We start from the raw sequence: 14,920 nt of genomic DNA, 5'->3' as shown, positions 1-14,920 counted from the left end.
AGATCTTGAGTAAGTTTTCAAGATGATTATGTATTGGAAGCTAATTTATAAATCGCTTTACCAATACATATATACAACTTGTACTATTGTGTGATATTGATTCTATTTTTTTCTGAATAAAATAGCAGTTTGGTCATAATTCTAACCATTATAGAGCTTAGAATAAACACGATTCCTATAATGGTCCATGTATAACACAATGAAAAATTATTGGATAATCTATAATATATTTCTAAATATTCATGAAGAGAAACTGATACCATAATAATTATTGTTACCAATATGCAGTTGAAGATGAATATACTTATCGTACTAAATATAAGCTTTTTTGTGTTTAAAACTTCTGTTACACCTGTAAAACATTTTCTTAACAAAAAATAGCCGATCAAATTAGTAATTAATAAAAATATAGCTAATCCAACTATATTAATAATAATACCTGTGAAACTGAAATGTACACCATCAAACAAAATAATGGGAAAAAACAGGCTGTTAAAATAACAATTATAAAGCGAAATGAATACTCCAAGATGTAACCGCTGACTCTCTGATTGAGTTAATTCGTGATTGTCATGAATAAAATATCTATTCAACAATCTAATACTAAAATAAGTCCATAGTGTTACAAAAATATAAATAGTTATTATCTTAATAAAATTAATAAGCTCATTATGTAGAGAAAAATAACTATCCATGAAAAGGTAATTAATTTTAGATTCAACCCATGAATTAATACTGTTGTAAAGAAACCATCGCCCTGCAATATCCATTGATGTAATTAATATAGCAACAAGTAACGTATTAGTAATATTTCTCGAATTGACCTGATTAATTGAATATTTATAAAATAATACTATGGAAAATACAAATACAACAATTGAGCTTGGTATTTGGTAATAGAAGTTGATTAATACTTGCTTAGTTAAATTTTTAATAAGTTGATTACTTGTCATATTTGACAGTAAAAAATAATCATCAAATCCAGTAAAATAGACAACAATATATAAAATATTAAATAACCAATAAAATAAAACTAATAATAGTGGTAATTTAAAAAAAGTCCTTTCCAATTTCATTTTTATACCTATATTTTATTTATTTCTGAAATTAGCCTAAGTTTGAATTTTGTGTTTACCTCGCTATAAGCAAAATTTTTAATCGAGTTAATAAGCTGCATTGCCATTTGCCACTGCTGAAATTCTGGCTCAATTTCAAAATTCTTATTTATTAATATTTCATTTATTTGAATAAGTAGCTGTTTATAATAAGTTAAATCGTTATTTTCTAAAGCATATTCTTCATTTTGTTGCCAAAAGTTTAGTAGGCTTGGCAAATCCTGCTCTATTTGTGAAGAATAAACGCTAGGAGTAAGAGGTACATTGAGAAATAAGCGATATCCTCGCGAAGCCTTACTCTGAGAAAACAGATGTAAGCTAAAGCGACTTAATTCAATCGCAAAGTTAATCAAATCTTGTTTATTACCCTGTTTTATCTCGAGCTCAACTTCTTGTATTGGTTTAGATTGTCTGTTTGAGGTAATGCTGCCTATATCTAAAGCAACTTCTATTTCACTATTGGCAAATGATATCAACCAAGTTTGACGTTTAAAATTAGTCGTAAAAAGTGGATTTAACTGGATTAAACCATCAGGTAATGCCTCTTTGGGCAGCACACTTAAATCTAATTTGTCATTAGGTAAAGGCCGATTAATTTCAATTCGTTCGTGTAAGCCACTCACAGAATTACCCTTTGATTTCACGGTAATTTCATAACACTTATTTTGACCATCTTCAGTACTTCGAATACGCAAACCACAACCATTTTGTCTCAATAAATGATCTTCGGTATCATAATAAGTATTAGTTAATTTTAGTTGATTGGTTAAATTTTTTTGTAATGAAAATTCTGCTTCATCACAATAAACCCATTGATTTAAATAACTTTGTAAGTGTTCTATATCACTTTGATTGATTTGAAACTTTAATTCAATTTCGTTACTCATTTGTCTGTTTTCATTATTTATTTTGCCATATGATATACCGATTAGGCTAACAAATATAGGCTATCATCAACTATAATATGATTAAAGCTATAGCGACATTCAGGATGATAAATAAACAAGATAAAATAATTAATACTTTATAGGTAAAAGTGTATAGAAAAAGCGGTAGAAAAGTGAAATTATATAAGTTAATTAACTAAACACTTTTTTATAAAATTCATTTTTAATTTTGAACATTATAAGATAACAATCTTGTTTAAATTGTGTGATTTAGGTTAGCTAGTTTTAGCATGGGTATTCCAATAGGTAGTAAAATATCCTATTTATTAGTTAAATTTTAAATAGGATAATAAAAAAATAATTAAGGATAGCTATTTAACAACCCTAAAAGGATTTGCAGGTTTAACATTTTCGGATTGCTTAGTTGCACTTTGTCTTAAGGCTTTGTAGTGTGGTTCATCTTCAAACCCCATCCCTACTCCGTTTTCACGAGCATAAATAGCTTCAATAGCAGCCATTGGCACAACAATATGTTGAGGAACACCAGAAAATCTAGCATTGAATTCGATTTGATCATTATTGGCCAAATACTGTCCTACTGATTGGGGTGCAATATTGAGTACTATCTGATTATCCTTCACAAACTCTTGTGGAACTAATACACCATCAATAGACGTATTCACCACAACATAAGGAGTTAAATCATTATCTAAAATCCAGTCATAAAATGCCCTAAATATATAAGGGCGTCGAGGAGTCATGTCATCAAGTTCCATAACGGCTACCTTGTTTAATTGCTAATCTGTCATTAGATAAAATAAATTTTAAGCTCTAATCTTTCTTTCATCTTCAGTTAAAGAATTTATAAAAGCAGGTCGTTCAAATACACGTGCCATATAAGAAAGATAGTTTTTCTCTGCAACTTTTGGCAATTCAATACCAATCAATGGTAAACGCCATAGTAAAGGAGCAAAATAGCAATCACACAAAGTAAAATCATCACTCATAAAGTAATCTTTTTCTTTGAACATGACAGAAATAGAAACTAAGTCATCAAGTAAGTTTTTACGAGCCTCTTTAGCTTTACTACTATCAGGATCTTTTAAGATCGTTTCGTAGGCGCTATACCATTCTTTTTTAATGCGATACATTGTTAAGCGGGAATTAGCTCTAACAATTGGGTATACCGGCATTAATGGTGGGTGAGGAAAACGTTCATCTAAATACTCTAATGCAATATGTGTTTCATAAAGAGTTAGATCACGATCGATTAAGGTAGGAATTGAACCATACGGATTAAGATCCAATAATTCTTGAGGTAAAGTATTTGATGTAACAAACTCGATCTCAGCTGTTACCCCTTTTTCTGCCAGCACAAAACGAATCTGATGGCCGTAAATGTCAGTTGTATCACAAAATAATGTCATCACAGAACGTTTATTAACAGCAACAACCATGTTCACTCCAAATATGCGAAATTTCAATTAAGTTTAAATATGGTTACTATTCTAGCAAATTGGATAACAAATTTGTTAAAAAAATATATTTTCTTTTTGTTTTTTCGGCGAATAATCATTTTTGAACGTAAATTAATTTCAATAAAGTAAGAGAAAGATAACAAAGATTATTATTATCTATTTGAATAAATTATAATTTAATAAAAATAGAATAAATATTATTGCAGTTAGTTTAGAATTATATAGCGATAAAAAAAACCCAGCATAGGCTGGGTTTCGAAACAAATTTGTAACGTTGCAATTAACGTTTGCTGAATTGTGGACGACGACGTGCTTTGCGTAGACCCACTTTTTTACGTTCAACTTGACGTGCATCACGAGTAACAAAGCCCGCTTGACGTAATGAAGAGCGTAAAGTTTCATCATATTCCATTAATGCACGAGTAATACCGTGACGAATCGCACCCGCTTGACCTGAAATACCACCACCTTTAACTGTGATGTAAAGATCAAGTTTGTCAGTCATTTCAACTAACTCTAAAGGTTGCATAACAACCATACGAGCAGTATCACGACCAAAGTATTGCTCTAATGAACGTTTGTTAATAATGATATTTCCACTACCTGGTTTAATAAACACACGAGCAGCAGAACTTTTGCGGCGACCTGTACCGTAATATTGATTATCAGCCATCTTCTATCCCCTTAAATATCTAATACTTGCGGTTGTTGTGCCGCATGATTGTGCTCACTACCAGCATAAACTTTTAGTTTACGGTACATTGCACGACCAAGAGGACCTTTCGGTAACATGCCTTTTACAGCAATTTCGATGACTTGTTCAGGATGACGTTCAATCATTTCTTTAAAAGTCGCTTCTTTAAGTCCACCGATGTAACCAGTATGACGATAATAGATTTTATCAGTGCGTTTTTTGCCTGTTACAGCAACTTTTTCTGCATTGATAACGATAATATAGTCACCTGTATCAACATGTGGTGTATATTCTGCTTTGTGTTTACCACGCAAACGGCTTGCGATTTCAGTAGCTAAACGACCTAACGTTTTACCTGCTGCATCTACAACATACCAGTCGCGTTTAACTGTTTCTGGTTTAGCTGAAAAAGTACTCATTTGTATTTATCCAAATTTTAATTAATCTCACGTTAATAAATCATTTGATTTATTTACACTTTTTGATTGCAACTATTAACTAACTAACCCCTTCGAGTCGTTATACTAATACTGACAACCGAAAACAGCGTTGGGAAAAACACTGTTGTAACGTGGGTGGCAATATTATACAGAAATATTAAAAAAGCGCTAGGATTTATGATAAAAAAAGCGTAGCGAGAAAAAACAGTAACTGCTACACTTTTAACTAATATTAAATAACACGATAAAAATTGATGGAAAACTTAATTCAACTTGCTGAAAAAGATTATATAAGTAAAGGTTTACACCGCAAATGCTATCATCACCCCGATGATCCTAATAAATGTATCAAAGTCAATTATAATGAAGGAGCAGAAGAGGAAACAAACCGTGAAATTGCCTATTATAAGCACCTTATAAATCGCAATATCTCATGGGATGTGCTAGCAAAATATTATGGTCCTGTAATGACTAATTTTGGTCAAGGTCATGTTTTTGAACTTATTCGTGACTATGATGGAAAAATTTCTATTCCATTAGAAAAATATCTGTTCGACGAACAAGCAACTAATCAAAATTATGATGCGTTAGTTGTATCACTCAAAGCATTAAAAACAGCCTTGCTGAAAGATAGAATCATTACTATGACAATCAAGAGTAAAAATATTTTATTTCAGCATTTGTCACCAGAGGAAAATCACTTAATTATTATTGATAACATTGGTAATTCGACATTTATTCCTATCGCTAACTATGTAGGATTTTTTGCAAAAGCCAAAATTGAACGCACATGGCAACGATTTTTATTATCACTAATTCGAGAAAATAAGCATAATTCATTAATCACTAAGTTAATTGATGATGTGAATCATTAAGTCTGACTTCGGCAATCGTACCCTTTTGGTCTTGCCGATTTCTTAATGTAAATTGGCCATGATGTAATTTAGTAATACGATTAACTATACTCAAACCGAGCCCTATTCCATCATGTTTACGATCCATTCTGAAAAAAGCTTGGGTTAACTTTTCTGTTTTTGACTCATCAATACCGCTTCCTTCATCTTTAACGGCTATCACAATTTCTTCAGCATCTTTATAAAAACTAATAGTAATTTTACTTTCATTTGGACTATACCGATAACTGTTTTCAACCAAATTACGAATCAGTAAACGAATCAAAGTCGCATCACCATTAAAAATTATATTATTACCCGTAATTTCCCAATCAATACTTTGTTGTTTCTGTACTGTTAACTCTGTCAATTCATCAAAAAGGGGAATTTGAATATCATCTAGAAAATTAATTTTTTGATACTGACCTAGAGTAAATTTTTGACTTGCTCGAGCAAGCATCAACAGTTGTTCTACGGTATTTACTAAACGATCTATTCGTTCAATTAACTCATGGCAATCTATTTTATCTTTACTTTCTAATAATTCTAGATGTAATCGAATACCTGCTAAAGGTGTTCTCATCTCGTGAGCTACATCTGCTGTAAATAAACGTTCTTGAGATAATGTATTATTAAGCCTTTCAAATAAATTATTTAATACCGTAGTAATTGACTTAATTTCACGCATATTACTGATTGGTTTTATTGGCTTAAGATTATCTTCAGTTCTTTTATTTAAATCTTTTTCTAGTATCTCAAGGGGTTTAGTAATCCATTTAATCGCCTTATAGGCCAAAAATAAAGTTACAACCATCATGGAAAATGCTGAGCAAAATAATGCAAAAATTGCTTCTAATTCTTCATGTTCAACCACTTCATCTATTTTATTTTGACTTAACGTTAAGTTAACTAAAACATCAATTTGCTCTTTACTCTCATGCCATAACCAAAATACCGTAATAATTTGGCAAATTAACATTATTGCACCCAAAGTAAAAAATAGATTCCAACGGATACTATGTCGAATATTATTCAAAGACTGTTCAATCATAAATTTGCCATTCAATTAATTTTAAAATAATAACTAATTATTAATATTGAGTTGATAGCCATACCCACGCACAGTCTTAATTAAATCTTTTCCTAATTTATTCCTTAAGGCGTGAATATAAACTTCAAGCACATTTGAACTTGGATCACTCTGCCAATCATATAGATCATTTTGTAATAAACTTCGATGCACTTTTTCACCGGCTTTCAACATCAATCTAGATAGTAAAATAAATTCTTTTGCCGTCAATATCACTTCTTGATTATTTAAAGTAACTTTTTGAAGTTTAATATCTATTGAAATAGGACCATAGTTAACAATATTATCGGCAGTTCCTTGATTTCGACGAATTAACGCTCTTATTCTGGCTAGCAATTCGGTTAAGGCGAAGGGTTTTATTAAATAATCATCTGCACCAAGATCTAAACCTTCAACTCTATCTTCGATAGTATCGCGAGCGGTTAAAATTAGTACAGGAATATCGATATTTTTTTTGCGCCATCGGGTGAGTAACTCTAAGCCATCACAATCAGGCAAACCTAAATCAAGAATAATTAAACTAAACTGTGCAAACTCAATAAGATCCTCAGCTTGCTTACCATTAGATGCGACTTCACAAACATAGCCATTAGACGTTATCGCGTCATATAAACCTTTTTGTAATAAACTATCATCTTCTACTATAAGAATTTTCATTATAGTGTTACCTAATTTTGATTTAAGAAATGTAACATTTACAACTATTATACGCTTTACTATTTATTTCCCAATGCTTTAAAAATTTAAGTTCATTTTGATAGTTATAATTTAGCGAATAATTATTTAAAACTTTTTGAGCGTATAAACCATATCTTTTTGACTAAATAAACAGAGATAAAACTTAACAACATACCCACCAGAATATCCAATGGCCAATGAACACCTAAGTAGATTCGACTCCAACAAACAAGTAATGCAACAATCGTACATAGATAAGTTAATGCTTTAAATTGCTTTTTATAATTTAGATAAAGTGAGAAGCAAATAGTCCAAATAAAAACAGCGTGCTGACTAGGAAGAGAACTCGTTTTATCGTGATTCAAATAGTTCGTACCAATATTAAGAACAAATGGTCGTGGAGAATAAAATAGATGTCGAATAACAAAGGTTACAAACAAGGCTACAGCCAAACCTAAAGCAATTTTTATGATTAATTGTCTATAAACAGGTTTGAGTAAAAAACATATTCCCAATATGACTATAGGAACAAAGATTAAATAATTTGCACAAAATATGGCAAAAAGAATAAATAATTTGGAGGCTTGTTCTTGAGCATTAATTAATAAAAAAAGATGAGTGTTCATATCAAGCAACATACAACGACCTATAAAAACAATATTTAGTTGTAATTTAATCAATAAAGCTTAAAAGAACCTTAAAAAGGATTTTGAACATTTAATAAATGATATTTATCGTTTATTTTTTCGAGTAATCAAATGGTATTTCGGCAATAAAGTGACGGTAAAATCAAGTGCAGCGCAAATGATAAAATAAACAACAATCACAAACAAAAAGATTTCAGTAGGATAAACCATACTACGATTATTAATTTGGGTAGCAATGAATGTAAATTCCGCAACACCCACTATATAAGCTAAAGACGTATCTTTAATTAATGATACCCATTGATTAACAAATGAAGGCAGCATCATTTTTAATGCTTGAGGAAGAATAACAAAAATGATGACTTGTCTTTTATTTAAACCTAACGAAAAAGCAGCTTGCCACTGTTCTTTAGTAATAGCTACCATTCCCGCATAGACAGAATGACCAATATATGCGCCACCAATTAAAGATAAAGCAAAAATAACTGTTGTAATAGCTGGCACATCAACATTCAATAGCACTGGCAACAAAAAATAAGTCCAAAATATCAGCATAATAACGGGAATCGCTCTTAAAAATCCTAATACGACAACTAAAAGTTGACGTAAAAATCCTTTGCAAACAGTTAGACCAATACCAGCGAAAATACCAAAAATAGACGAAAAGATAATAGCAGCTAAGCTCATCAAAAGAGTCAACACAATACCGCCTGGGAAATTACCCCACATTAGGTAATCTAAATTATTCCAAATTACTTCAAAACCTTTAAAATCCATAAAAAATTAGACCCTGTTTAATCGCTTTGATTGATAAATATTGCCTAGTGTCCCAACAATAACAATGGCTAAAATATATAAAAATGTTGCTATCGCAAAATCCTGAAATGTTTTCAGCGATTCGGTTTCAACTTGACGTGAAACATAAGATAGTTCCAACACCCCAATAGCCATCGTTAGGGAGGAATTTTTGATGATATTCATATATTGACCAATTAATGGAGGAAATGCGATACGAATGCTTTGAGGTAAAATAATAAACCGCATACTTTGCCAACGAGTAAGACCTAAAGCTAATGATGCTTGTTCTTGACCGTTGCTTATTCCCAAAATTCCTGCTCGAAACTCTTCAGCGATAAAAGCGCTGGAGTAACATGTTAATCCAATTAAACCAATAATAAACTCAAAAGAAGGCATTTTTAAAGAGAAAAAAAACAGCTGGATTTGCGGTTCATCAAATAGCCACATTTTAAATTCTACTGGTAACAAATTACCTATACCAAAATACCAGAAAAAAAGCTGCGGTAACAATGGAGAATAACGAAAAATAGCGTTATAACTAATTACAACGCCTTTAATAATTTTGATATGACTTTGTTGAGCAATAACTAGTAAAAAACCAAATATTGTAGAGAGAATGATTGTTAAAACTGAAATAGCGATAGTGACTAAAAAACCATCCCACAACCACCATAAATAACGGGGTTCCAGTAATTGCTCATACATTATTTATTGACCTTTACCTATTTTGAAATCACCACGAGGCATGGCTGAATTTGTATCAGGTCCAAACCAACGGTTATAGATAGTTAACGCTTCACCATCATTTTCAAGCTTTAATAATATTTGGTCAACTTTTTCTTTCAAGCGGGTTTCCCCTTTTGGAATACCTACAGCTTGATATTCTTGAGTTATACTAAATGGAGATATTTCAAAAGCAGCTCGTTGTTCTTCTGGAACATTAGCAAGTAAACCTATTAACTTTGCGTCATCTTGAGTAATAGCTTGTACAACACCATTGCGTAATGCTGCAAAAGCAAAAGGTGTATCATCATATGAGATTACTTTAGCAGTTGGGTACTTCTCACGTAGAGTAATTTCCATCACTGTACCTTTATCGGCACCTATACGAAGATTTTTAAGATCTTCTGCTGTTTTTAGGAATCCTTTTTTAGCCACAAACTTCTGACCAGTAGCAAAATAAGGCAAACTAAAATCGACTGTTTTAGCTCGTTCATCAGTCACCGTAAAGTTTGCTACAATCAGATCTGCTTTTTGTGAGGTTAGCAAAGGAATACGGTTGGCTGGATTAGTTGGAACAAGTTCGACTTTTACATTCAATGCTTTAGCAATTTCATTAGCATAATCAACATCAAGCCCAGCAATTTTATTAGTTTTTTCATCAATAAATCCAAACGGAGGATTACTGTCAAATACCGCTATTTTGATCTGTCCGCGTTTTTCAATATCATCTAAGCGATCGGCGTAGGCTGAACTCGCAACGAATATTGAGCTGATTAAGGCAACCACCGTCAGTGATTTAGTTAAAAATTTCATTGTTATTATCCTCCATTGGACTTTGTATAGGGGTTAAGTCTATCAATAAAATATTCGGAGTAATAAATAACAATTATTTAGGTGCTTATAACTTAAAGTTATATTTAAAATAACCTGTAATTTATAAAGAGTATAGAATTGTAATATTAGCAATAAAATAACACGTGTTTTAGCATTTAATACCTGTACACATCATAAAATTAAGCTGAGTGTCTTTGCACTTTTGTGCCAGCTGGATTGTAGAAAGGTACCAGTCGAAGAATAATAAAAGGGATATACGTGTAAAATAGATAGTAAGCTAAAAATCATCTGAATTGATAAAAGCTCTCTCTTTACACTCACCACTAATGGATTTGATATTCAAAAAAATAAATAGGGTTATTGAGATCCAAATTCTCTGCCAACTAAAAGATTTAAAAGAAACTATTGAGTTAATTTAAAACTATAAAAAAATATGATATTGATTGAAAATTAGAATAAATTCAACAATAATCAATAGAATCCAATAACATTAAATAAAATGAATAAGAAACATGAATAGCACAAATGACGAGTTTGAATATTACATTATTGACCGAGCAGGAGATAAAGCCTATCCTTTAATTATGTGTGATCCTGATTCGGAACATACGGAAGAATATCTATATGATTACGAAAATGAAAAAATTCTCAAACCGAAAGTGATGGAATTTACATTTAGTGAACCCTATTTTGCCAGCCCAGTCATTGGTGATTATTTTTCCCAACCTGAATCAGTAATCTCAGATAAGTTAAAAAAAATATTGTCTTCACTCAATATATTTGGAATTCAACTAATTCCAGCTATGATTACAAGTAATAAAGGTGATATTTTTAAGGATTACTTTTATATACATATTTATAATATTATTAATGCAATGGATAAACTAAACTCTAAATTCGACGAAGGGGATGATTGCTATTTTATCGATAAATTTAAGCTTGATGAAAATATTTTAAAAAATATTCCGTTAGAAGAAAGATTAATTTTTAAATTAGGAGAAGATCACACAATAATGCTTTATCACCGATCTATAGTTGAAGCATTAATGACTGTTAAACCAACTGGTTTAAAATTTATTAAAGTAGAAGATTGGCATATTTAAGCCATTACTGAGCCAAATATTAGCCTATCATTTAGCGCAATTTAAACAGTTATATGACTAACAAATAGCGTTCATGAATATATCAACAGAGAGCATTTAGAAGGAGAATAAATCCAATCTTCTATCTATTTTGTTATTCAAAGCTTTGGAAAACATAATAGATAGGTAAAATAATTACAAAAATAAACGCTTCAGAAAACATACTTCATGCTACTATTTAACCAACAATCAGCAAATCTATTATATCCCCCCAAAAAATACAACCCTTTGAAGAGAAATAAAACATGGAAAATTATTATTTTATACAGAGAAAATCAGGCCAAGCCTATCCATTGATTCGAATAACCAATCGTGATGATCACTTAAACCCCACTTTAATAAATTTGGAATTTAATGGAACAATACCCTCTCAGCCCGTTATGTCTGATTTTTTGTCTGGCCCTGAGATTTTTATTACCGATAAAATTGCCAATGTCATTAAAAGCTTTAAGCCTAAAGGGATTAAAATTATTGACACTGAATTAACAACCCCACAAGGTAAACTCATTAAAGACTATTTTTGTCTACTTTCTGACAATATAATCGAGGCTTTAGATAAAGATAAATCCGATTATGAAAAGCCTAGAAGAACATATTTTATAAAAAAACTCATTTTGGACAGAAAAATTTTAAATGAAATTCCTTTAGAACAAAGATTAGTTTTTTTATTGAGAGAATCGCTTCATATCGTTTTTCATGAAACATTAGCCAAAGCCATAATGGCGGTAAACCCTACCGGTATGGAATTTATTAATATTGAAACCGATGGAAAACCGTTAGAAGTAAATTAATATTATTGACCATGGCTATATTTAAACTAAGTATTTAAAACATCCTTCCTAGATTTGAAAAAAGTGGGGTAAAACCCCGCTTTTTATCTATTTAGTTATTCTAGCATACTGAAAAAAACAATTATCTACTTGAATTAATACCAGAAAATACATTTAGAAGATGCATAATATTCTACTATTATAGTTAACAAACGGTGAAACGATTATATACTTTTGTTAAACCTATCTTTCAATCACATTGACGCTGACATATTGTATAAATGCTAATAGTTTCTGCCACGTTAGATATTTCTGTTAATCCCGATTAAAATAAACCTCAGATAGCAATCCATTACATATTTAATGGGTAATAAATTAACCACTGAGTTTGTTACTTAATTAATCTGACATAAACTTTAATCGAAATATTTGTCCGCTTTCATCTAATAATAGCAAACGATGAACACCTTTTTTAGCAATAGTTAAGGCCACTTTTTCATTATCTTTAGAATTAGCAACTAAGTTTCCATCTAAAAACCACCATTTTTCCCCATATCCACCCTCTGGAGTTAAATCAACTGTGACTTGATGACTTCCTGGTAATGCTCTAATCAATTGTTTATCACGTAAACCTACGATATTGAGTGAAGCAAAAACATCTTGTCCCATTACAGGGCAACTTGTATCAATTGGTGGTAATAGAGTCCGCCTTTTCTCTTTTGTTAACAGAAAGTTTTCTAATGATACTGGCCATAGGGCAAGTTGTTTTTTTTGTGCTCCGGGACAATCAGCAGCAACACGTTCACCTCGTTCATTTACCCAAATCGTTATCCACCCAGAACGATAGATATTATTTTTTAGTTCACCATAGGTACTTAGTGTTGGCGGTGTCATATTATTTAAAACCCATGCGGTCTTTTGACGGTGACAATTTACATCAGATTCCGGAAGAGGTTGCCCTAATGGCCAACAAATTTTCATAGAAGATACTGATGCTGGTTTTTCATAAGTAGTGAGTGGACGATTTAAACGATTTTCTCTATTTAATAAAATTGAATTAACATGTTGTAAAATTGGCATGGCAGACATTGAACCATATTGCCCAACAACGGGAGTGCCATCAGGACGCCCTACCCAAACACCAATTAAATATCTTGGATTGATACCAACTGCCCAAGCATCCCGATAGCCATAACTGGTTCCTGTTTTATAAGCTAATAGATTACTATTAATTAACATTTGTCTTGTTATCCAAGCACTACCATCTGAAATAAAGGGTTTATTAATCAATGGCTCTTTTTGAGTAAAGCGCAATGGACTCACTTCGCCATGCCTAGCAAATGCACTATATGCACTAACAAGATTATCCATCCTTAATGAAGCGCCACCTAATATATAGGAGATATTAGGCTCGTTGCCTATCGAAGATAAAGGTAACCCAATACCAGCCAATTTACCTGCAAATCGTTTGGGGCCATATAACTCAATTAATTGAACCGCAGGTAAATTTAATGATTTACTTAATGCGTCAGATACACTAACCGGCCCATAGAAACCATCATCGAAATTGGTTGGACGATAATCGGTAGTAATACGAGGAACATCTTGCAATAGCGATTCAGAATGAATCATACCTTCATCAAGAGCAAGAGCATAAATAAAAGGTTTTAGTGTAGAGCCAGGAGAACGTAACGCACTAATCATATCAACTTGGCCAAAGCGTTCATTGTCATTAAAATCAGCTGAACCGACATAGCCTTTTACTGTCATATCAGTATGATCGACTACTAAAATAGCCAATGATGTTTTAGGCGGTAGTTGTTTCACACGATTGATGGCTAAATCTTCTAAATTATATTGAATTGAAACATCAATAGTGGAATGAATAATATCCTCATTAGGGTATTTATTTTTTAAACGATAAGCCAGTAAGGGAGCCACTTGTGGTGCTTTTCGTGGATATACCCAAACCTCATCGCGTCGAACGGTTTCGATTAAATCATTTGACCATACTTTATATTCTGCCAATCGGTCTAATACTTTATCACGAGCTTGTTTGGCTCTTTCAGGAAATCGGTCGGGTCGTAACCGGCTTGGAGCTTGAGGTAACACAGCTAATAATACTGCCTCACTTCTTGTTAACTCTTTAGGCTGTTTACCAAAATAAGACCAACTTGCCGCCCCAATACCTTCTATTGTGCCGCCATAGGGTGCGTGGTTAATATATAAAGTTAAGATCTCATCTTTACTATAATGTAATTCAAGCTGGAGGGTTCGAAAGATCTGTTTTAGCTTACCCGTTAGCGTTCGATCGTGTGGATATAATAATCTTGCCACTTGCATAGATATAGTACTACCACCGGAAACGATTTTATCATTTGATATATTTTGCCAAGCTGCACGAAATAAAGAAATCGGATTAATACCAATATGTTCATAAAAATAGCGATCTTCATAATTTAATAAAACTTCAAGATAATAGTCTGGCACTTCATCAAGACTGACCGAATAACGCCAAACACCATTTTGATCAGCAAATCGCCATAATGGAGTTTCATCTGCTGCAACAACGGTTTGGGTAGTTTTATTTTGTGAGATAGATAAAGGAAAAAGAGAGTCAGCAATAAAAAAACTACTGCTCAATAAAACTAATAATATCAAAAAAAATTTAAATATTTTATAAAAGCATTTTTTCATTATCTTTATTATGTGACCCAGCCAAATGTATTTA

The 14,920-nt window shown here is 31.8% G+C and carries 15 protein-coding genes; 3 read left to right on the top strand and 12 right to left on the bottom strand.

What is annotated here, in order from left to right; genetic code table 11:
• Positions 1–1,084: 1,084 nt before the first annotated feature.
• From J3U09_RS04920 to rplM, 5 genes are all read right to left on the bottom strand, one after another.
• Positions 1,085–2,002, bottom strand: coding sequence for an inorganic triphosphatase (locus J3U09_RS04920; RefSeq protein WP_267357337.1), 918 nt, complete (start codon positions 2,000–2,002; stop codon positions 1,085–1,087).
• A gap of 371 nt (positions 2,003–2,373) precedes the next feature.
• Entirely contained in the window at positions 2,374–2,778 is a 405-nt protein-coding gene (locus tag J3U09_RS04915; RefSeq protein WP_081299489.1) for a ClpXP protease specificity-enhancing factor, read from the bottom strand.
• Positions 2,779–2,826: 48 nt separating this feature from the next.
• Entirely contained in the window at positions 2,827–3,459 is a 633-nt protein-coding gene (locus J3U09_RS04910) for a glutathione S-transferase N-terminal domain-containing protein (RefSeq protein ID WP_065562614.1), read from the bottom strand.
• A gap of 301 nt (positions 3,460–3,760) precedes the next feature.
• On the bottom strand, positions 3,761–4,153 hold the full coding sequence (gene rpsI / locus J3U09_RS04905) for a 30S ribosomal protein S9 (RefSeq protein WP_065561853.1): 393 nt from the start codon (positions 4,151–4,153) through the stop codon (positions 3,761–3,763).
• A gap of 11 nt (positions 4,154–4,164) precedes the next feature.
• Positions 4,165–4,593, bottom strand: coding sequence for a 50S ribosomal protein L13 (gene rplM / locus J3U09_RS04900; RefSeq protein ID WP_034901369.1), 429 nt, complete (start codon positions 4,591–4,593; stop codon positions 4,165–4,167).
• Between the two features lie 275 nt (positions 4,594–4,868).
• On the opposite strand from rplM, the gene J3U09_RS04895 reads away from it, so the two are divergent.
• Complete coding sequence (locus J3U09_RS04895; RefSeq protein WP_267357335.1) at positions 4,869–5,489, top strand: YrbL family protein; 621 nt, start codon at positions 4,869–4,871, stop codon at positions 5,487–5,489.
• Here the strand turns inward: J3U09_RS04895 and pmrB are convergent.
• The 6 genes from pmrB to J3U09_RS04865 form a co-directional block, all read right to left on the bottom strand.
• On the bottom strand, positions 5,461–6,558 hold the full coding sequence (gene pmrB, locus J3U09_RS04890; RefSeq protein WP_065733864.1) for a two-component system sensor histidine kinase PmrB: 1,098 nt from the start codon (positions 6,556–6,558) through the stop codon (positions 5,461–5,463). The two genes, J3U09_RS04895 and pmrB, sit on opposite strands and share 29 nt — an antisense overlap.
• Positions 6,559–6,591: 33 nt before the next feature.
• Positions 6,592–7,254: a two-component system response regulator PmrA gene (gene pmrA, locus J3U09_RS04885; RefSeq protein ID WP_267357333.1), complete on the bottom strand. Its 663-nt coding sequence runs from the start codon at positions 7,252–7,254 to the stop codon at positions 6,592–6,594.
• Between the two features lie 122 nt (positions 7,255–7,376).
• Entirely contained in the window at positions 7,377–7,901 is a 525-nt protein-coding gene (locus J3U09_RS04880; protein WP_267357331.1) for a phosphatase PAP2 family protein, read from the bottom strand.
• A gap of 105 nt (positions 7,902–8,006) precedes the next feature.
• Positions 8,007–8,699 (bottom strand): amino acid ABC transporter permease, encoded by a 693-nt coding sequence (locus J3U09_RS04875; protein WP_267357329.1) that lies wholly within the window; start codon positions 8,697–8,699, stop codon positions 8,007–8,009.
• A 6-nt stretch (positions 8,700–8,705) separates the two neighbouring features.
• Positions 8,706–9,425 carry an amino acid ABC transporter permease gene (locus J3U09_RS04870; RefSeq protein WP_065733860.1) on the bottom strand — a complete coding sequence of 240 codons (720 nt, stop codon included), beginning with the start codon at positions 9,423–9,425 and terminating at the stop codon, positions 8,706–8,708.
• A 3-nt stretch (positions 9,426–9,428) separates the two neighbouring features.
• On the bottom strand, positions 9,429–10,256 hold the full coding sequence (locus J3U09_RS04865) for an ABC transporter substrate-binding protein (RefSeq protein ID WP_065561860.1): 828 nt from the start codon (positions 10,254–10,256) through the stop codon (positions 9,429–9,431).
• A 533-nt stretch (positions 10,257–10,789) separates the two neighbouring features.
• On the opposite strand from J3U09_RS04865, the gene J3U09_RS04860 reads away from it, so the two are divergent.
• A complete protein-coding gene (locus J3U09_RS04860) occupies positions 10,790–11,380 on the top strand; it encodes an imm11 family protein (RefSeq protein WP_065563112.1) in 591 nt (196 codons plus the stop codon).
• Positions 11,381–11,664: 284 nt separating this feature from the next.
• On the top strand, positions 11,665–12,210 hold the full coding sequence (locus J3U09_RS04855) for an imm11 family protein (RefSeq protein WP_065563113.1): 546 nt from the start codon (positions 11,665–11,667) through the stop codon (positions 12,208–12,210).
• 378 nt (positions 12,211–12,588) lie between these two features.
• On the opposite strand, the gene pbpC is transcribed toward J3U09_RS04855, so the two are convergent.
• Positions 12,589–14,886 carry a penicillin-binding protein 1C gene (gene pbpC, locus J3U09_RS04850; RefSeq protein WP_416380033.1) on the bottom strand — a complete coding sequence of 766 codons (2,298 nt, stop codon included), beginning with the start codon at positions 14,884–14,886 and terminating at the stop codon, positions 12,589–12,591.
• Positions 14,887–14,920 lie beyond the last annotated feature (34 nt).

This window comes from Gilliamella sp. B2889, assembly GCF_026536885.1.
GTDB lineage: Bacteria > Pseudomonadota > Gammaproteobacteria > Enterobacterales > Orbaceae > Gilliamella > Gilliamella apicola_E.
This window is presented reverse-complemented; position numbering and strand designations above follow the sequence as displayed.